We start from the raw sequence: 18,422 nt of genomic DNA, 5'->3' as shown, positions 1-18,422 counted from the left end.
CGCACCGAGGTCACCTCCTGGAGGCCATGACCGCGACGAGGACCCCGGCGATGGTGAAGACGATCGTGACGCCCGCGGCGGCGACGGTCAGCGGAATGGCGAGCGAGGGGTGCGCGGCGGTTACGTAGAGAAGGCCGGCGCCGATGACGAGTACGAGGAGGACGAAGACCAGGACCAGGAGGGGCAGGAGCGCCGCTGTCGCGCCGCCGCCTGAGGCTGGCGGCGTCGGCTGCTGCGGGACGGGAGCGGGGTCCTGCGGCGGGGTGGAAGTCGGCTGAGACATGGGTGGGTGGTCCTTCGGATTCGGGCATGTGTGGTCGCACGCGATGGCGTGGAGCGGGAGCTGGCGCCGCTTCGTACCGAGGGCGGGAGCTCGATGGGCACACCGTGCAGGAGGCGGTACTTAGAACCGCAAGTCCTGTGGGGCTTCCACGTTGACGAGAATTTGAATTCAAGGGTTCTGACCAGCGGGTTTACCGTGGGAGAACGGTTGAATTGGGCCGCTACGACTGGTAGGGCAAGGCGCGCAAGCCTCCTGATTGGGCCCGTGCTACCCCGGACTCCTTGGTGGAGCCGGGGGCATCACGGGCCGTCAGCGGCCTGCGGAAGTGGTCAGCGGGTGGCGAGGTCCCGGGGGAGACCGCGGAAGAAGGACTGCCGCTCCTGGTCCCATGGCACGCGGACCGCGAAGTGCTCGGCGAGCATGGTCTCGGTGTGCACGGGCGTGGGCACGTGGTGTTCGTTGCTGAAGCCGAGCATCTGGGCGAAGGCGCGCCAGACCCGTGCGTCGGGGGCCAGTCCGACCGCGGCGTGGTGGGAGGCGAGGAGATGAGCCGCGAGCGCGTCGCCCGCGCCGGCCGCGAACCTCCACCAGTACAACGCGCCGGTGTGCTGGCCGAGTGTGTAGAGCAGGCACGCGTACGTGCGTGCGCCGGCCTGGTCGTAGTCCTCGTCGAAGCTCTCCAGGCGCTCGACGTCCTTGGAGGCGAGGACCACTTCGCAGAGCCTGCGGACGTAGTCGATCACGGCGGCCGGGCTGACGCTGGGGTCGAGCGGGGCAATCGGGGTCGGCCGCCGCCGCATCGGACGGCGGCCGCGGGGCCGGACAAAGCTCTGCGCCCTGGTCCTCGCCTCCGGCCCCTGCGCGGGAGCCATCACCTGCGCCCGCGACGGAGGCGCGGCCGCCGGCCCTTCGGGCTCAGCCGCGGCGTCGTAGGGCTGGTTGGCCATCCGGACGCGGGGCGGACGCTGTGCCTCCTCGTTGATGTGGTCGGCCAGGCGGCGAAGGAAGCCGGTGGTGTCGTGGTCGTCGTATTCGTCGTGGAGAGCTTGGGCCTGGGCCTTGAGCATCTCTTCCAACATCAGGAATCCCCTTTCCCCGCGTCAGGGATGTTCATGAGGTCCTTCAGCTTCGCCAAGCCGAGGGACACGTTCGTCTTCGCCGCGCCCGGCGTGATCTCCAGGCACAGCGCGACGTCTTCGTAGGAGAGGTCTGCGAGGTGGCGCAGGCGCACGCTGTTGGCCTGCATGGGCGCGGTCTTCTCCAGCGTTTCCAGGGCTTCGTCGAGCTTCGCGAATGCACCCAGGTCGGCGAAGTCGGAGGCGACGGGGGCGTGCTGGCGGGCGGCTTCGTCGCGCCCGGCCATCCGGGCCCGGCGCCGGTAGAAGTCGATGAGGTGGTTGTGCAGGATCAGGTACGCCATTGCCCTCGGGTTCTGGTGGGCCATGATCCGCTCCCACTTCCGGAACATCTTGTAGGCCGCCTCCATGACGGCGTCCTCCGCGTCCTGGCGGTTGCGCAGCCGGGATCCGGCGAGCCGGAGGAAGCCGCTCCTGTGTTGGGCGAAGAAGCCCTCGAAGGCGGCGGGAAAATCAGCCGGGTCGGGCTTGGTCAGCTCGTACTCCCACGACGAATCGTTCACCGCTCTCCCTCCTGATCATTCGGCGGCCCGGCGGCCGGCTTGTGGACTCCCAGGCGCGGCTGGGAGGTTACGTGCCGCACATCGGTGCGCGGCGCGGCGGTGCGTGCTGCCCTGGCCCGCGAGGCGGTGCGGGCTATCGGGCGCATCTCGGCGTCCGGTCCCGCGGCGGTCATCCGGTAGGCGCCGGGCTTCGGCGTGTACCGGGACATCTCGTGCCCCACTGACCCTCCTTACGTGTTCAGGTGAGACTCTGGGCCGCGCCATTGCGGCCCGGAGGAGAACGCTGTGTGCTCTCGCATGTACTCACCGGCACGAACGGGCGCTCGGGTTAACCGACGGACATGCGTTCTTGGTGGAACATTCGCGTCCGCTTTCGTCATATGCACCGACCAGCGTTAACCGTGGTTCACGTGACTCGGATCACAGAGTGCGCCAGTTTGAGAGCCAGGGCGCATCACCCGGCGCACACAGGGCGCACTAACCTGCCCCGGCCCCTCCCCCGAGCGCACTACGGCGTCAGGACCGCCCCCGCCCACTTGGAGGCCCTGCGCGCCAGCGTCGAACGGGCCCGCAGCCCCAAGGACACCCGCGAGAAGGCCACCAGCGCGGCGAGTTCGCGGTGCAGCCGCAGGTCCTGGGGCCGGGCGGCCGGTCGATGCGTGCTGGCCGGACCGGCTGTTCCCGGCGCGGCCGATTGGCCTTCCAAGCAGCCTCCGTCCTGGCCCGCCTGGCTGGCTCCTTGTGCGGGGCGGCCTGCTCGTGACCGCGATCAGACAGTTGGAGTCAGTAGCCCATCGACGTCCAGGAAGGGCTGGAAAGCGCCGTGTCGGCTCAGCTGCTTATGGGGAGATACGAGCGGCCATAACGGAACGTAGTCAAGGAGTCACGTGAGGTGGACACAGGCGTTCGATGAAGCGATGGGGGAACTGAGGGAGGCACGCAAGCAACTGGAGCGCTTGGACGACCCGACGGTGGGTCTCCCCGCGCTGCACGGCGAACTCTCGCAGGCCCGCATGAAGATCCAGGAAGTCGTGCAGAACGGTGTCACCGGGCTGCGTGAAGAGAACCGGGAGCTGCGCCGCCGTCAGGACAAGATGATCGCTGACCTGCAGGAAAGCCGGGAGGAAACACGGGAGGAGATACAGCAGCTACGCGAGCTCGCCGATCTCCTTCGCGGCTTCGCCATAGCCCCGGCTGCCGCCCCGCAGCAGGCAGACCCACCGCAGACCTGTGCAGTCGAGACCGGGCAGAACGGCGACGAGGACATCACCGAACCGCCCATGTGGCAGACCGTGCCCGACCGTGAGGACCAGGGGGACAACATGGAGCACAACCAGGGCCAGGATCCACAGAAAGCGACCGGGAGCGAGGGGGCGGAGGACGGTCTGAAGCACGCCATCGAGACCGCCTACCGCGGCGCCGGCACCGGGGCCGCACCCGCGCCTTCCGCCTCCAGGCAGACGCCCGGATCGGAGCCCGAGGACCCTAAGGTCGCCCACGGAGTCCTGCTGCTGAAGGCCGCCGGCGTCGCCTCGGCCGAACTCGTCCTGCACCGTGACACCTGGGAGTTCCTCTCCGCTCTGGCCGTCGACCACGGCCACTTCCGTACCCCGCCCGCCGTGGAGGACGTCAAGGAGGGCCGCATCCAGGCCGCTCTCTCCGGGCGCTCGCTCATCGCTGTGCTCATCGAGCTGTGGAACACCCGGACCACCGCCACCGTTCTGGAAGCCGACTGGGCTCTGGCCACCACCGCCTACAACCGGATCGCCGCCGAACTCGCTGGCGCCACCGGCTCCGGGGAGACCATCCGCATCACCTTGGACGACGGACTCGGACACACCGGTATCGCCGAGGAATGACGCCCGCGGGAAGGCCCGCGCTGACGGGCCTTCCATCATGCTCTCCGGTGCCCGCTTGACCCTCGGCAACCCTGCCGACTGGGCGGCCTCACCGTGGAACAGGTCGAGGCCCTCGCCACCGACTCCAAGGACGCGGCCGCCGTCTCCCACCCAAGGTAGGTACACGGCGGGGGCGTACCGGATGTGGGCGGAGCGCTGGCGACGGGTGCGCCGCAGCGGCGAGGCCTGGGGCGACGGCTGGATGCGCACGGAGGAGGATGAGCGGCTCCTTGCGCTGGCGACGCTGCCCTGCACCAGGCCGCCAACGCGTGCAGGGGCGGGAGACTGGAGACCGCGCGCCTGCGGATCCGGGTGATGGCGGAGGCCGGGCTGCTGCACTGCTCTGCGGGGATGCGGTGGGCGGGCACCGTCGTGTGGACCACCGAGCGCGGAGCGCGCGTCGCGGGCACCGGACTGTCGGCGCGTCCCGCCCCGCCCCTGGACCTGGCTGGCTATCGGGCGGCCCCTTCCGAGTGACGCCCGTCCGCAGGTCAGCGCGCCTGGGTGGGAATCAAGGTGAGCAGGTCTGGGGAACTCGTGAGCACCTGGTGGGGAAATTCAAACGAGCCTCATCAGAGGTGGAGCTCGCCCCGAAGTCCCGGGGCGGGCTGAGGGCGATCCTGCGTGCCTACCAGCGGGCCCGGCGCCGGGCCTTCTGCCTCGGCACCGCCCCGGTGGTGCGCCAGTTGCAGGGCCGCCCGGCTCGGACGGGCAGTGGGTCGCCGGCGTCGCGGCAGGACGTCGGACGGCCGGAGTCCTGAACATGACTGCAGCCGACCGACATATCCCGCCCTGTCCCACCAGCTCGGTGAGACGGGGCACTTCTCTGCGCCCGGTCAGGCCATGTCGCCCAGGTACATCGTCTGCCACGTACCGGCAGCGGCCTGGGCAACGACGTTAGTGACCTGGTCGCGCAGGTAAAGGGGGATCATCCGCAGCCCGCCGAGCTTGTCGAGCGGCACCCACTCGACCCCGGTGTGGGTCGGATCCGGGATGCTCCCGCCCAGCTTGGACGGCTCCGATACGACCTCGCACCAGAACAGCGCATCAACCCGGTGGTTACGGTCGTACGCGCTTGGGCCGTCTTCGTGATTGGCGGGAATGTGTTCGCGCAGGAACAGCAACTGTCCGGCGCGAACGGTCACCCCGGTCTCCTCCAGCACCTCCCGTTCGACAGTGCGGTGCAGAGGCTCGCCCAGCTTCTGTCCGCCGCCGGGCGGCAGCCAGGTAGCCGGTTGAGGCCAGTTCCCTTTGACGAGCAGGACGTGGCCGTCGCGGACGACCAGGCCGGTCGCGGCTGTGCGAATGCGGCTCATGTGGGCATCCCCTCTTGCATGTAAGCAGCGCGGCCGGACAGGGCAGCGGCATGAAGCGCGATGAGCGTCTGACGGTGCGCCGCGAGAAGATCCGGAAGGCTGTCCGGGTGGTGGAAGGCGTGCCGGTCGTGTTCGGGGCTGAGCCGGATCTGCTGACCAGCGGCGAGACTTGCGGCGAAGAAGTAGTCCACGACGGGGCCGGTGCCCAGAACGTTGGCCCTGTGGTCGATGCCGATGAGGCAAGGTTCCGAGCCCAAAGTGATGCCGGTCTCCTCGCCGATCTCCCGGCGGGCCGCCGGCCACGGGCTCTCGCCCTCATTGACCATGCCGCCTGGCAGCCACCACGTCCCGCTGGCGCCCTCCTGACCGGAGCCGTAACGGAGTAAAAGCATCCGGTTATGGTCATCCAGCAGCATGACGCACGAGGCCACGAGCGCCTGGGGCTGCGTCTTCACCCACTCCTCGCGGGGGATCCAGTCACCCACCTACGTCTCCTTTCAGCAGCCAGCGGGTCACAGGCCCGACCTGTCGGGCCGGGAACAGCGATGTACCGCTTGTCGTACGAGACGCCCTCGCAAAACAGGATCGCAGGGTCAAACTCCACGTTCTCGCACAACTCGACCAGTTGTCTCCCTCGTAGAGGGAATCGACCTCTGTGGTGTGGAACGCCCGTATGCCGGTTCGACAGCTCGCACCGCTGCAACGCCGTGAACACATCGGACGGGCAGTGGCGAGGATCCGACGCTGCAGCTCACCGACCTGCTCTTCGGTGAGCGTCCCGCTCGCGCACGGCACGAACCGGGTCGCCATCAGCGGGCCACTCGTGCGCGAGAACGGAGAACAACACGCTGTCGCGCCAGGCCCCGTTAGTGAAGACGTGATCACGCAGCACGCCCTCACGGGTGAATCCCAGCCTTTCCACTAGTGCGATCGAGGGCGTGTTCTCGGGACCGATCGCCGCGCTGACACGATGGAGTGCAAGCTCCCCGAACGCGTAGGCCACCAGAGAGCGGGCCGCGTCCGTGGCGTATCCGCGGCCCCATTCCTCTGCTGCAACGGCGTAGCCGAGCTTTCCAGCCTTGACGCCGGCGAATCCGATCCGTGTGAATCCGATGACTCTGTCATCGCCGCGTTTGGTCACCGCCAAGTAGTACTCGGTCCGCGGCTCCTGCTGGGCTCGCTCGACCGCCCCTTCAATCATGGCGATGGCCTCATCCCGGCTGCGGCTGTCGAATGACAGCCAGGCGGTGACCTTGTGATCGCCGATGATCTCCAAGACGTCATCGACGTCACGCATGGAGAACTCGCGCAGTACGACGCTGTCACCGGTGATGCGGATCGGATACGGCAACGGAGACTCCTATCGGGGCAGGGACTTGAGCGGTGTACGCGTGAAGATTTCGATCTGCTCCTGCAGACCAGCGCCAGCGTCGGCGAGCGGCGAGTCCCGCAGGGCGCGGTGCACCCGCTCCACGCAATGAATCACCCCGTTGATGCGCTGTTCGGGAGCGAGTTCAAGAACCGGCGCGATGGCCTCTTCGGCGCCTTCCAGCTCCCCGGCCTGGACGCGGGCGATGGCCAGAGCGCTGTGCGAGCCGGCCTGGTCCCCGAAGGCCCACTCCGGAGACGAGTTGTCCTCGTATGCCTCCACTGCGCGTGTGGCGTAGTCGCCTGTGATCGCGGCCTGCGACGGCAGCCACGACAGCGCTTCGGCCGCGTAGTAGATCTGCCGGGTGCGGCCGAAGCTGCAAAGACCGCCTAGCTCGTCCACCTCGTCCACCTGGACGCTGTCCCAGGCGTTCTCTGCTCGCTCGATGGCGGCCCGAGCCGCGTTCGCGTTGCCGAGTGCCGCCCAGGCCCGGGCCTCGTTCATCGGCAGCCACACGCTGGACGTGTTGCTCGCACCGAATTCAGCGCCGGACTGGGCGTAACGGACGGACTCGCGTGTCCGGCCAGCCCAGTAGGAGACCAAGGACTGAATGCCGCGGATCCACGCCCTAAGGCCGTTGTGGTCGGCGTTGTCCGCACAGACGAACGCCGTCCGTGCTTGTGTCAGCGCTGCGTGCGGGTCGGCAAGGTCATGCGATGCCTTCGCGAGCAGACCCCCCGTGACGCCGGCGAGGAAGTACAGCTGGCGTGCCTGATCGGGACGTCGCTGATGCTCCAGCAGAGTGAACACGGTGTCCTGCGTCATGATCAGATCCGGCAGCAGCGCTGACAACGGCAGCTGCGGGTAGTCCGTCGCCAGGCGTTGGACATCCGCGTGTACCTGTTCCATCACGCTGGACGTCAACTCCGTCTGACCTGCCGCAAGGGCGAAACTCTTGGCGCGTCGTGCCGCCATCTCGATCAACTCCCGGTCCGCCGTTGGCTGGCCTGTAGTCAGGACCAGCCCCGTGGATTCGTCCGCCGCCGGTAAAGGTCCGCCGCCCCACGGGGCAAGGAGCTCATCGAGCGGTTTGCCGAACATTTGCTGCAGAACGCGACGCATGACTGGGGTGGTGTTGGCCCGTTCCCCACTGGCCAGCCGACGTAAGTGCCGAGCGCTGAGGGTGACGTCCTCACCCAGCTCGTCGGCGAGACGCCCGAATTCACGGACGATCTCTTCGTACGTGCGCGGCTGCTGGCGCAACAGGAACTCCAGCGTGGTCCGTGGATCTCCCTTGCCTGCGTTGCCGGCCACCGGTCCTCCCGAGTCACGAGTACGTGCTCCGCTGCACCCAGTGTCGTCCTGCGACGACGGCTAGTCAGCAGAGCGAGAGCTCTGGTCCGGCGGCGGTCCGCTTCATGTCCCGGACTGGTCCGGTGCGGGACTGCTGCCGGACCTCGTCTGGTCATGCTCCCCCATCAGACGGTTGTGATCAGCACATTCATTCGATCCGACGGCGAGTTGAGGAGGGGCACCATGACTGACAGACGTCATGTGGTGACCGACGCGCACGGTCGTCCGACTGACCTCAAGACCCCCGCCAGCGGCCTTCGGTGCGATGGGCACGCACATGCGCCCCTCCCGAAGGCGCGGCACTGGGCCAAAGCAGCTGTTGTCATCGCTGCGATCCTGGCCACCGGGCTGCTCGTTTCGGTGTTGCTCCTGGTGATCCGTGACGTCGTTGCGATGGTGGCTGGCACCAGCGTCACAGGCTTCCTCCTCAAGCCCCTGTTCACGCCGTCCCACCGACAGGATCGGTGAACGGCGTGTACGAGTCAGATGATGGCGGTGTCTTCGGCCAGCTCAAGCCGGCCGAGGACACCGCAGGCGGCGACACGGCCGGGCCCGCCCTCTGGCCTTCATCGTCATCGCAGGCCAGATGCGGTCCTGACCGGTGCGGCACAATGCTGGTCAACGGGGCGGGCAACGGTGGGGGTGGGACGTGAAGCTTTTTGGCTCGCGAAGCCGAGGTAAGGGCATACCGAACGAGCCGGCGCTATTAGCTGCGGCTGCGAAAAATCCTGGTGGCAGCGTCGCCGAGATCGACCCGACGTACATCGACGACCCGAACGGCTACGTACCTCCCGAGGCAATCCGCGGCGCGTGGCTGGTGGATAGCAGCGGGAAACTGACAGGCGAGTACCAGGAGAATCCCCGTCACGGGGTGCCACAGGACGACTTCGGCAAGCTCACTGATCCTGATCACTGGCTTGGCTGGCTCGGAGATGATCCCGCGACCGCCGTCCGGAAGGGCATCGAAGAGTCCCTGCGCGCCCAGGCGGCAGACGCAGTGGTCGAGTGGGTCAAGATCCTCGAAGAGCCCCGATTTCTCACAGGTGGGCGTCGACATTCTGAGGACCAACAGGTCATTTTGGTCGCCCGCGCTGCACTCGCCGCGCCGTTTGCGTTGTCCGTGCGCACAACGCAGCACGGGCGTTCCATCCTCCTCGGGGTCTTCTCCTGGGCCGCGGTGAACCTCTCACCACCCGAAGGCCGCAAGGATCGGCACTGGTTCGACCTGGGCGTCGGGCTGGACTGGGCCGGTGAACGGCTTCAAGAACGGATCTACGAGATGGACGGCGAGGGCGGCACCGCCGAGCGGTAGAGCGGCAACGCTCTTGGAGGGCAGGCAAGTCCTGGAGTGGAAATCCCATGCCAGGCACGGCCCGTTGAACGGGGAACCCACCCGAAGGAACCCACCCGAAGGCCCAGCCGGTCACCACCGGCAGCCAGGCGGGAATCCCCGTCCTTTAGGGCGGGGAGGATGTCAAGGAGTGAGGTCCAGGATCCGTACCGGCTGACCCTCCCAGCGCTTCGGCACGGTGGTGGCCACGATCGCGCCGTCGGGCCGGTCCGCAGTGGGCTGCGCCGCGTGCTGGCTGTGCGCGGCAGCCCACGTCTCCTGCTGGGCGACCGCCAGCGCCGCAGGCAGGTCCAGGTCCAGGACGGTGATGCCGGGCAGGGCGGCCAGGTGCTCAGCGGTACCAGGCCGCGCTCGGTCGGATTCCACGAGAGCGCACGAGGGCGCGTAGAGGAACCAGCCGGTCTCGGCGTGCGCGCGGTGGATCAGCCGGGAGGCCAGCACGTTGCCTTGCCCGGCCGCGGCCATTGCCGTCTCGTCCAGTACTATGTGCATCGCTTCGCTCACGGGCGCTGCACCCGCGCAAGACGGCGGTCGAGCTCATCGTCGAGCTCGTTCTGCTCGGCCGGAGTCGGCGCGTACCCGTTCCAGGCCCGCAGCGCGGCCTGCGCCTTCTCGGCGCGTTCGGCGCGCTCGGCCGGCGTCAGCATCGTCTCGGCCAGCCTGGCCAGGTAGGCGCGCAGGGATAGACCCTCTGCGGCCGCGATCGCGGCCAGGCGGTCCTTGGCTTCCTCGGGGATTCTCACGTTGGCATCGGACATCGTTGTGCTCCTTCCCATCCCTCTAGGGTACGGGTACGTACCCGTACCCGTACCCGCACGGGCGCCTACTCTCCGGAAGGCGCGGCACAGGCGAAGCAGAAGGTGACGCTGTCGTGAATGCCGTGGGTGCGGTCGGACCGTAGGTCACAGAACCGCGCTGCGTCGGCCGCCGTTTTCGGATCACCCCGGCCCTGTGCCTCCGCTACGGCGTCGCTGCGGCCTGACGGCGCTTGGCGCGTTCGACCTGACGCAGCAGCAGGTCGGCGAACTGGATGATCTCGGCCGCCTCGATCGGATCGTCGAAGTCGACCGTGCGGTGGCTGGCAGGGTTCTTGTACGCGCCAATGGCACCGGCGAACAGCGCGGAAGCGGCCTCCTGCTCACCACCTTCGGCTCCGGCATCGGCGAGCGGGCCGCCGGCCTTCCCGTTCTGGTGCGGCTGGAACGCTGCACGCATCAGCTTCACGCCGACCAGGGAGTTGTCGAGTCCGGAGGCATCCCGGACGGCGACCTCGACCGCCTTCATCGCGGCGAAGCACGCCGTCTCGTAGTCACCCAGGTCGAAGTTGGTGCGCACCGTGGCTTCCAGGGCCGGGTGGAGCGGGCCGGACAACCGCTGGCCGGCTTCGAACCGCGTGATGCCCTCCGGGTCCTTCGCCAGGCCCCTGCCGTCGCGGGAAAGCTGGCGGAAGGCTTCCGACTGGCTGGGCACCCGGGACAGCAGCGCGTGCGCCTCCAGCCAGGCCCAGGCATCGGAAAGGCGGTCCACGAGGGCGTTTGTGTCCGGCTCGTCCTGGAACGCCTGGCGGGCCGAGCCCACCGTCCCTCCGTACTGCAGGAGACCGGTGCCGCTGGCGAGGTGCTGCAGCAGAAGGAGCGCAACGTCCCGGGTGGGCAGCTGCCGGATCTGTTCCGCCGGTACCGGCGGTATGTACGTGAACGTCATGGGCGCACGCTACGGCGTGGCACCGACACCCGAGTTCCAATTTCCCCCGTCCGCGGGCCGGTCGGTGGAAGGCAGGATGCCGGGCAGAGCGGCGGCGCGGGCGTTGACCGGACAACTGACAATTCGCTCCCTGGCACCGGGACCGTTTCCATTGGAAACGGCCACCCGTGCCGCGCCTCCTGGCAGCCGGGCTACGTCTTCAGTGGCTGGGGTCCCACCGCAGATCCGCTGGGTCGTCGACGGCAATGAGCTTGAGGCCATGCCGGTGGTGAAGCGCCGGCAGTGTGCACGCCGCTCGGCGATGAGAGATGGCCAACCGGCGTTATAGACAACAGGCTCCCCAACGATGACGCTGGGTGTCCGATCAATGGGGATCAGGGGGGCGAGCCATGCGGCGAGTGGAGGAACTTCGTGAGCGGACCGTCTGGAAGAGCGATCCGCATACCCAGGTCAAGCACCTCGTATACCGACACTACCTGCAGTGCTGGATGGCGAAGATCCTCCAGAAGTTCCCAGAGGCCACCATCGTGGACGGCTTCGCAGGCCCCGGCGTCTACAACGACGGTCCGCCCGGCTCATCGATCGTCGTGGCCAAGACCTTCCTTGAGCACTCTGCCCACCGGAGGTTCAATCGGCTCAACCTGATCTGCCTCGAAGAACGGCCCGACCGGGTGGATGAACTGAAGCGGCAGTTCGCGCTCCTGCCTCGCTCGCCCCAGCTCAACATCAGCGTGCAACCGCCAGGCACGTTCGCGGTGGAACAGCGCCGCCTGTCCGTCCTCGCACACCGCGGCCGTCGCGAGACCCCCGTCCTCTGGCTGATCGACCCGTTCGACCTCAAGAGCGCACCGTTCTCTCTGATCAGGCAGTGCCTCGCCACCCCCCGTGCCGAAGTGCTGTTCACGCTCTTCACGAACGAACTGCACCGCTTCTGTCAGCGCGACGGCTTCGACAAGACGATGACCGCCTACTTCGGAGGGGATCACTGGCGTGACGTGACGATTGAGCGGCGCGCCGGGGTACGTAAGGAGGCGTTCGCCACCGTCTACCAGCAAGGTCTCCGGGACGAAGGCTTGTTCACCGGCAGCTTCGGCATCAAGATCAGCAACCAGAGTGCCCGCTACCATCTGATCTTGGCTACCCACAGCGAAGCTGGCCTGAAGTGCTGGGCCCCCGTCACCTGGAAGCTGGACACCTACAGCGGGCAAGGCGCCTCGGCGGACACAGCTGATGCCCTGTCCCTTTTTGATGCGGCTTCGGTGGTGGACCGGCTGGAGCTCGCCCTGCGCGCCCACGCTGGCACGGAGCAGCGCTGGGAGGCCCTCTCCAGCGAGGCCGCCCGGCTGAACCACATGGACAAGCACCTGCGCCAGGTCCTGGACAACCTGGCCGCGCAAGGGCTGGCCTTCCGCGTCGACCCGGTCCGTGCGCGCACCGCTTGGCCGGAGGGGTGCACCGTGCGCTTCTACGCCCCGGAAGACGTGGCAGATGAAGCGTCCTAGCCGGCCGGAAGCAGCATCTGGCGGTGCGGCATTTCGTCCCAGGTCCGGCCTTCGAGAGTCCGGCCTCCTGCCTTTGGCGTGTGGCCACCCCACTGTTTGAAGAAGAACGCCACGTTCTCCTCCACGCACTGGTCACGGATCTGCGTGACCCAGGCGGGATCCATGGGCCGGTGCTTAGGCCCTGACTCGCCTCCCGCGATCACCCAGTGGATGCCCTCCAGGCGCAGGCCGTCGAGCGGACCGAGCAGGGGCTCGCAGGACAGGAACCGAACGGCGGCCGGCACCTGCCGCAGATCGTCCACCCGCGGCAGCTCCTTCGCGGTTTCCACCGACACTCCCATCCACACGTTGGCCGGCCAGTCGAGCCGGTCGGCGACCTGCCGCAAGCGGCGGGCACGCTTGGTCAGCACCTGGTAGGTGTGCTGGGGGGTGTCGGCCATGACCTCGAAAACACGGCGAACGAAGTCGAGCGGGACCCGGGCGTGGAAGAGGTCCGACATGGAGTTCACGAACACGGTCCGCGGGCTCTTCCATCCGTAGGGGATGTCCAGCGCGTCGGGGTGGACCGTGAGATCGAAGCCCGGCCCGGACGTTCTCGAATCACCGTCGTTCTGGTACTTGGCCGCGCCCATCGCCTTGAGCCTCTTCGCCAGAGTCAGGGCGTAGCAGTTATCGCACCCCGACGAGACGCGATCACATCCGGTCGTTGGGTTCCAGGTTGCCTCAGTCCACTCAATGGAACTCCGGTCAGCCACTGGTTCGCCTCCATCTCGCCCCGCCTGTTCCGGCACCCCTGGCCCATCAGCGGCACAGCTTTCGGAACGGGCACCGCCATACAACCATCCCTGAGCCCCTCCCTTTGTTGGAACGGCGGGGGCCGTTGGCCGGGCGGGCGGCAGCTGCGGGGGCCCTGCAGCACGAGGCGAGGCCATCGCGGTAGATGGGGCGCACAGATGTCAGCCCCAATCCGGCCGCACCCGTGCTTCGAGCGCCCTCGCTGTCCAGCGGCTCGTGGCGCTGGCGGTCCTCTTCGGCTGCTTCGGGAGCCGCGTCCGGGGGCGTGTTCATCGCGCGAGCCGGCCCACCCTGCACCGGCCAAAGAGAACACGACCGGTCCACGGCGGCCCTCCTGGTGGAGGAACCGACGCGGTGCCGAGCAGGTCAGCACGGCCGTTTCCTACACAGGTGGGGCGAACACCCGCCGCCAGAGGCGGTGGTATGGACCGCCACAGGAGCGGCACCGCGCCGACACCGGGCCGAACTCCGCGTTCGGCATGGCCAGGTACTCCTGATCCTCGATCCGCACGACCAACTGTGGTTCCGTGCACCCGCATACGGTGGCCGTCATGGACAGCGGGCGGTTTGGCATCTGCCGCTGGGCGGGCACGGGCCGGGTGGGTATGGTTCGGCGATTGCAGCATGTGAGGAGAGACCGGTGGGAGCCGCCCAGAGTAGCCCGGAAGAGGCCGAAGCCCAGATGCGGGCCGCCGGTCTCGAACCTCTGGCACCGTACCCGGGGCGGAGCAATTCCCCCTGGCTCTGTCGCTGCACACGGTGCGGCGCGATCGTGACTCCCACCTTCCGGTCTGTTCGGCGCGGCAGTTGCGGCTGCCGTTCCTGCGGATACGCCAGCCGCACCCCGAAGAAACCAGTATCGACGGACCAGGCCGTCGCCGACATGCGCGCGGCTGGTGTGGAACCCCTGGAGCCCTACCCAGGAGCAAACCGCGCGTGGCGCTGCCGATGCGTGTCATGCGGCCGGGAGGTGGCGCCCAGCCTGTCCAATGTGCGCATGGGAGGCGGCGCATGTCGTCACTGTGGACGGGCCAGGGCCGGAGCTGCCTCTCGCACTGATGCGGATGAGGCTGCCGATGTGATGCGCGCGGTGGGGCTCGAACCCTTGGAACTCTATCCCGGCAGCAATAGGCCGTGGTCCTGCCGCTGCACTGCCTGTGGCAAGACCAGCAGTCCCCGGTATGCAAACGTCAACAGCCGTGGCTCCGGCTGCGTGCACTGCGGGAGAAGGCGAGGGGGTGCTCAGCGACGGAGCGATCCCGAGGCGGCAGTGGCCGACATGCAGGCCGCGGGCTTCGAGCCCTTGGAGCCCTACCCGGGTCGGGTTACGGACCATTGGAGGTGCCGCTGCACCACGTGCGGCAACATCGTGACCCCGAGGTACGCCACGACCCGCAGGGGCATCGGCTGCTGGCACTGCGGCCACAATAGGAACCGCGTCGACTCCGACCAAGCCGCTGCCTCCATGCACGCTGCTGGCCTCGAACCTCTGGAGCCCTACCCCGGCGTGGACGCCCCGTGGACATGCCGCTGCATGCGGTGCGGCAACACCGTCAAACCCAATCTCACCAGCATCCGCGCTGGTCAGGGCTGTTGGTACTGCGCTAAGCGCGGTATCCAGCTCACCACCCCTGCCCTCCTCTATGTGCTGCACCACCTAACGCTCAACGCTGTCAAGATCGGCATAACAGGGGCCGCGGACCGGAGCCGCCTCGATCAGTTCCAGCGTCACGGTTGGAGCATCTACCGCACCGCCCGTTACGACACCGGGGAGCAGGCCCGGACCGCCGAACAGGCAGTCATGGCCCAGATACGTGCACGAGGAGTCAGGCACTACCTCACCCCCGAGGTCATGCCGAATGGCGGCCACACTGAGACATTCGACGCGGACCTGTTGGGTCCGGAGGACCTTTGGCGCATGGTCAGCGCATTGAAGGCCTGACCCTGCTGCGGGAGCACTGCATGCCAACGCGCAGCGTACATGGTCCGCTCATCCAGTGAGGTCCAGGCGCCTGGGCTCGGTGGCCACGAACAACGAGGTGAGCCCAGCCTTCTCCGCCCGGGCCCGGCGCCGAGCGGCAGCTTCGGTGGCTGCGGCCTGGCGACGACGCTCGGCACGGGCGTCCTCGATCGTGTCCGGCCCGCCGTCCGGATTCGACTCCGGATCGGGGAATGCGCGAGGGTTCGCCTCACGAAGGACCCTGTTCTGCCGCTCCACCGCGGCGGCGATGGCCGGGTCTGCCTGCCGCTGCGTGTGGACCTGCTGGTGGGCTTCGAGTGCACGGCGGTAGCCGGCCGACGCCGTCTCGCGAGTTCGAACCGTGCCCTGCGGGGCCGAGGTCCTGACCAGGTCCGGTTCGGCGGCCGCGCTGGGCGAGGGCAGCAGTCCGGGTGGCAGCACGCGGACCATACGGACCGCTTCTGTGCGCGCGGACTGGTTGGCGTTGGCGATGATCCGCGACGTCTGCAGGCGTGCCTTCGTTGCCCAGGCAGTGGAGTCGGGGCGCAGCGTCAGCTCTCCGCGCTCCGCGTCGTAGCCCACCGCAGCGATGTGTCCGGCGAGGTCGGGGGCGAGGGCCGCCCAGCGTTCGCACAGCCCGGCGCCGGCCGCCGGGATCTCCCAGTCGCGCTCGGCCATCAGCGCGGTGAACGCCTCGCCCAGGCCCATGGGGGCGCGGCCGTCGCGCCGGACCTCCCGGGTCAACCGCGGCTTGCTCTTCGCCGTCCGGGCGCCGTTCTTCTTCGCGGCTTCCCGCGCTGCCCGCAATGCAACGCGGGCCAGGTCCACGCCGCTGGGCTGGGGTGGCTGGCTCATGACGCCACCACCTCGTGGGCGAGCTCCTGGGAGCGGTGGGTGAGGCAGACGCTGCGGGTCGGCAGGGCCCTACGGGTGCAGAGCGTCTCACCGTCGCGGCCGGAGCATGTCCCCGGCACCGACGGCGCAGCGGGAGCGGCAGGCTCGACGGCGGCCAGGGCGTCGGCCTCCTCGCGGCAGAGCTTGCACAGCCCGGTGTCGACGGCCAGGCCAGTCAGGAAGATTCGGCATCCGCAGCCGACGCACGAAGAGCGCTGCGGGCCTTCGGGCTCCCGGGGTACCGGCACCCGGGCCGGGCGCCGGATGGCGGCCTCCAGTTCGCAGTCGGTGCAGCGCCCGGACGGGCCGGGCCGGGTGCCGTGCTGGGGGCACAGGCCCTGCTCCAGGTGCTGCTCGCGCTGGCGGGATGCGTGCCGGTCCTGGATGGTCTCGGCGCACAGCTCACAGGCCGCACCGGTCCGCCAGATAATCCCGGCCTCGCAGTCCTCGTAGCCGCAACCCCACCGGGGCAGGGCCACCCCGAGCAGCCACCGGCCCGGGTCACGGATGTCCGAGAGCGCCACGGGGGCCAGGCGGGCCGTCAACCGGTGCCGAAGGCGGTCGGGGGCCGTGCCCCCGTGCAACTGACGGCCCACCTCACGGGCGATCTTCCGGGCGACGAAGCTGCTGGTGACCTGCTTCAGCAGCACGTGGACCGGCTCCAGCACGGCGTAGATCTCCGGGCTCATCGCCAGCTGCGGTCCGGTGTACGACGACCGGGCCGACCCCCCGGCCTTGCTGCTGCGCTTTTCGCCGTTCGGCTTCGAGGAGGGCTGGCTGATCTCACCCGCGCGCAGCGCGACACCATCCCCGCTTTCCGAACGCGCCTCCGCGTCAGCCGCGATTTCCACAGCCTCAGCGCCCTCAACTACCCGTACCTCGCCTACGGCGGGTGAGGTGAGTGCGCCCTCGTCATCAGGTGAGTCAGTCGTAGGTGATTCCCTATTCGCGAGGGATCCCTCACCAAACGACAGACCCGATCCCTCACCAACCAGCGAACTACCCGCCCTCTCCACAGCACCGCCCACGGGCTCCTGCACGCACTCCTGGACCGTCTCCGGCTCCGTGTCCGCGGCCTGCTCACCGTGGCCCACAGCGGCTGCGGGGGCGATGTCATGGGCGATGAACCGGTGACGGCCCTGCGCTCCTGCGCGCCGCTGCACCGTCACCCACCGCGCCGCCTCCAGACCGTCGATAACCTCACCGGCCGCCGCCGCCGTGATCGGCTGGCCGGCCCTCTGACCCGAGTGGTGCCGCAGGTGCCCCGCCAGCTCCCCCTCGGTCAGCGCAATGCCCATCTGCTCCGCGAACGCGATCACGGCGAACGCACGCAGCTGCCTGGGCGTGAGGTCCTCCGAGGCGGCCACCGGCAACCACACGAACTTCTCCGTCCGCGTCATCGGCCGCACCGTCCGCAACGCCGACTCACCCTTCCCGCCGGGCAGGGTGCGACGGGTCGACCACAGCTCTACGACCCCGTCCAGCCCAGGACGGGTCAACTGCGTCATGCCCCGCTCCACCGACGCCACCGACAGCCCCAGGTACGAAGCGATCGTCGCCGACCGCGCCTGACACCCCTCCGGCCGCGCACCCAGCGCCTTCACCTTCACGTACACCGACAGCGCCACATCCGCGTAGAACGGCGACGACACCAACCGCATCGGCACCCGCACCCGCTGCCGACGCACCGGAACGCCGTCGGCCACGGCAGAAGACATGGACGAGCGCGGAGCGGGGATCATCACGGCGGCCGGCGCTACCGCAGCTACACGACGGACGGCGGGATGTCCAGGAAGCGTGATTTCCAGTCGACAGGTCTGATAGTCGGGCAAGGTGGGAGCAAACGGGGCCTCGGTCGTTTGCTTCCCGGCGAAACGATGAGGGTGCAACTTTTCAGGGGACACCACATCGGGCACTATGAGGATCGACCACCTATCCATATGGATGCTGAGACCGGCCCGCCACGCGGGCTGAGATCGCTTCTCCTTGGGTATGTGGACCGCCCCCTCCGTGAGGAGCGGGCGGCCGGACGAAGAGCAGCGGCGACCTCCTTCGGTTTGTCGATGTGAATCGGACGGGTGTACTGGCGGCCCTTGGCGGGGCCGGTAGTGCGACGCAGACGCCCCTTGGCGGGGGCCCTGCGGAACTGCAACTGCAACTGCAGTTGGACCTTGGCTAGAGGCCCTCGTGGCCCTGGCTAGGGGCCTGTCCCGCTGATAAGGCGGGGTTGGGTTATTGCGCAGATGAAGAAACGGCTCCATGAGCCGAAGCTCAGGACCCGGGTGGTACCGGAAACTGAGCAGGCCGGTCCGGGTGGTAAATCCGGTCGGCAGACGGGCCGCGTAAGCGCCGACAGAG

The 18,422-nt window shown here is 68.4% G+C and carries 21 protein-coding genes; 6 read left to right on the top strand and 15 right to left on the bottom strand.

What is annotated here, in order from left to right; all coding sequences use genetic code 11:
- Positions 1-10 precede the first annotated feature (10 nt).
- The 5 genes from OG625_RS40130 to OG625_RS40110 form a co-directional block, all read right to left on the bottom strand.
- A complete protein-coding gene (locus OG625_RS40130; RefSeq protein WP_329391435.1) occupies positions 11-283 on the bottom strand; it encodes a hypothetical protein in 273 nt (90 codons plus the stop codon).
- A 329-nt stretch (positions 284-612) separates the two neighbouring features.
- On the bottom strand, positions 613-1,362 hold the full coding sequence (locus OG625_RS40125; RefSeq protein WP_329391437.1) for a hypothetical protein: 750 nt from the start codon (positions 1,360-1,362) through the stop codon (positions 613-615).
- Complete coding sequence (locus OG625_RS40120) at positions 1,362-1,922, bottom strand: RNA polymerase sigma factor (protein WP_329391439.1); 561 nt, start codon at positions 1,920-1,922, stop codon at positions 1,362-1,364. Before OG625_RS40120 ends, OG625_RS40125 begins: the two co-directional genes overlap by 1 nt.
- Positions 1,919-2,143, bottom strand: a complete 225-nt coding sequence (locus tag OG625_RS40115) for a hypothetical protein (protein ID WP_329391441.1) — start codon at positions 2,141-2,143, stop codon at positions 1,919-1,921. Before OG625_RS40115 ends, OG625_RS40120 begins: the two co-directional genes overlap by 4 nt.
- A gap of 287 nt (positions 2,144-2,430) precedes the next feature.
- Complete coding sequence (locus OG625_RS40110) at positions 2,431-2,628, bottom strand: hypothetical protein (RefSeq protein ID WP_329391443.1); 198 nt, start codon at positions 2,626-2,628, stop codon at positions 2,431-2,433.
- 211 nt (positions 2,629-2,839) lie between these two features.
- On the opposite strand from OG625_RS40110, the gene OG625_RS40105 reads away from it, so the two are divergent.
- On the top strand, positions 2,840-3,781 hold the full coding sequence (locus OG625_RS40105; RefSeq protein WP_329391445.1) for a hypothetical protein: 942 nt from the start codon (positions 2,840-2,842) through the stop codon (positions 3,779-3,781).
- Positions 3,782-4,135: 354 nt separating this feature from the next.
- Positions 4,136-4,297: a hypothetical protein gene (locus OG625_RS40100; protein WP_329391447.1), complete on the top strand. Its 162-nt coding sequence runs from the start codon at positions 4,136-4,138 to the stop codon at positions 4,295-4,297.
- Positions 4,298-4,656: 359 nt separating this feature from the next.
- Here the strand turns inward: OG625_RS40100 and OG625_RS40095 are convergent, their stop codons facing one another.
- The 4 genes from OG625_RS40095 to OG625_RS40080 form a co-directional block, all read right to left on the bottom strand.
- Positions 4,657-5,136 carry an NUDIX domain-containing protein gene (locus tag OG625_RS40095; RefSeq protein ID WP_329391449.1) on the bottom strand — a complete coding sequence of 160 codons (480 nt, stop codon included), beginning with the start codon at positions 5,134-5,136 and terminating at the stop codon, positions 4,657-4,659.
- Entirely contained in the window at positions 5,133-5,621 is a 489-nt protein-coding gene (locus OG625_RS40090; RefSeq protein WP_329391451.1) for an NUDIX hydrolase, read from the bottom strand. Before OG625_RS40090 ends, OG625_RS40095 begins: the two co-directional genes overlap by 4 nt.
- Positions 5,622-5,887: 266 nt before the next feature.
- Positions 5,888-6,487: a GNAT family N-acetyltransferase gene (locus OG625_RS40085; protein ID WP_329391454.1), complete on the bottom strand. Its 600-nt coding sequence runs from the start codon at positions 6,485-6,487 to the stop codon at positions 5,888-5,890.
- 9 nt (positions 6,488-6,496) lie between these two features.
- Positions 6,497-7,819 (bottom strand): hypothetical protein, encoded by a 1,323-nt coding sequence (locus OG625_RS40080; RefSeq protein ID WP_329391457.1) that lies wholly within the window; start codon positions 7,817-7,819, stop codon positions 6,497-6,499.
- Positions 7,820-8,041: 222 nt separating this feature from the next.
- On the opposite strand from OG625_RS40080, the gene OG625_RS40075 reads away from it, so the two are divergent.
- Both OG625_RS40075 and OG625_RS40070 read left to right on the top strand, forming a co-directional pair.
- The gene (locus OG625_RS40075) at positions 8,042-8,326 is read left to right on the top strand and encodes a hypothetical protein (RefSeq protein ID WP_329391459.1); all 285 of its coding nucleotides are present in this window, start codon (positions 8,042-8,044) and stop codon (positions 8,324-8,326) included.
- Between the two features lie 181 nt (positions 8,327-8,507).
- Complete coding sequence (locus OG625_RS40070; protein WP_329391460.1) at positions 8,508-9,170, top strand: hypothetical protein; 663 nt, start codon at positions 8,508-8,510, stop codon at positions 9,168-9,170.
- A gap of 162 nt (positions 9,171-9,332) precedes the next feature.
- Here OG625_RS40070 and OG625_RS40065 read toward each other — a convergent pair whose 3' ends face one another.
- The 3 genes from OG625_RS40065 to OG625_RS40055 form a co-directional block, all read right to left on the bottom strand.
- A complete protein-coding gene (locus OG625_RS40065; protein WP_329391463.1) occupies positions 9,333-9,701 on the bottom strand; it encodes a hypothetical protein in 369 nt (122 codons plus the stop codon).
- A gap of 8 nt (positions 9,702-9,709) precedes the next feature.
- The gene (locus tag OG625_RS40060; RefSeq protein ID WP_329391465.1) at positions 9,710-9,967 is read right to left on the bottom strand and encodes a hypothetical protein; all 258 of its coding nucleotides are present in this window, start codon (positions 9,965-9,967) and stop codon (positions 9,710-9,712) included.
- A 202-nt stretch (positions 9,968-10,169) separates the two neighbouring features.
- Positions 10,170-10,913 (bottom strand): TIGR02391 family protein, encoded by a 744-nt coding sequence (locus OG625_RS40055; protein ID WP_329391467.1) that lies wholly within the window; start codon positions 10,911-10,913, stop codon positions 10,170-10,172.
- A 389-nt stretch (positions 10,914-11,302) separates the two neighbouring features.
- On the opposite strand from OG625_RS40055, the gene tcmP reads away from it, so the two are divergent.
- Positions 11,303-12,415: a three-Cys-motif partner protein TcmP gene (tcmP, locus tag OG625_RS40050; protein ID WP_329391469.1), complete on the top strand. Its 1,113-nt coding sequence runs from the start codon at positions 11,303-11,305 to the stop codon at positions 12,413-12,415.
- Here tcmP and OG625_RS40045 read toward each other — a convergent pair.
- Positions 12,412-13,170 (bottom strand): DUF5131 family protein, encoded by a 759-nt coding sequence (locus OG625_RS40045; RefSeq protein ID WP_329391602.1) that lies wholly within the window; start codon positions 13,168-13,170, stop codon positions 12,412-12,414. The two genes, tcmP and OG625_RS40045, sit on opposite strands and share 4 nt — an antisense overlap.
- Before the next feature lie 1,574 nt (positions 13,171-14,744).
- Here OG625_RS40045 and OG625_RS40040 point away from each other — a divergent pair.
- Positions 14,745-15,152, top strand: a complete 408-nt coding sequence (locus OG625_RS40040; RefSeq protein WP_329391471.1) for a hypothetical protein — start codon at positions 14,745-14,747, stop codon at positions 15,150-15,152.
- Between the two features lie 48 nt (positions 15,153-15,200).
- Here OG625_RS40040 and OG625_RS40035 read toward each other — a convergent pair whose 3' ends face one another.
- Both OG625_RS40035 and OG625_RS40030 read right to left on the bottom strand, forming a co-directional pair.
- A complete protein-coding gene (locus OG625_RS40035; RefSeq protein ID WP_329391473.1) occupies positions 15,201-16,025 on the bottom strand; it encodes a DciA family protein in 825 nt (274 codons plus the stop codon).
- Positions 16,022-17,782, bottom strand: coding sequence for a hypothetical protein (locus tag OG625_RS40030; RefSeq protein ID WP_329391475.1), 1,761 nt, complete (start codon positions 17,780-17,782; stop codon positions 16,022-16,024). The genes OG625_RS40035 and OG625_RS40030 overlap by 4 nt, the downstream gene beginning before the upstream one ends.
- Positions 17,783-18,422: the final 640 nt, after the last annotated feature.

The organism is Streptomyces sp. NBC_01351, assembly GCF_036237315.1.
Taxonomy (GTDB): domain Bacteria; phylum Actinomycetota; class Actinomycetes; order Streptomycetales; family Streptomycetaceae; genus Streptomyces.
The sequence above is the reverse complement of the archived record's forward strand: the minus strand, read 5'-3'. Positions and strand labels throughout refer to the sequence as shown.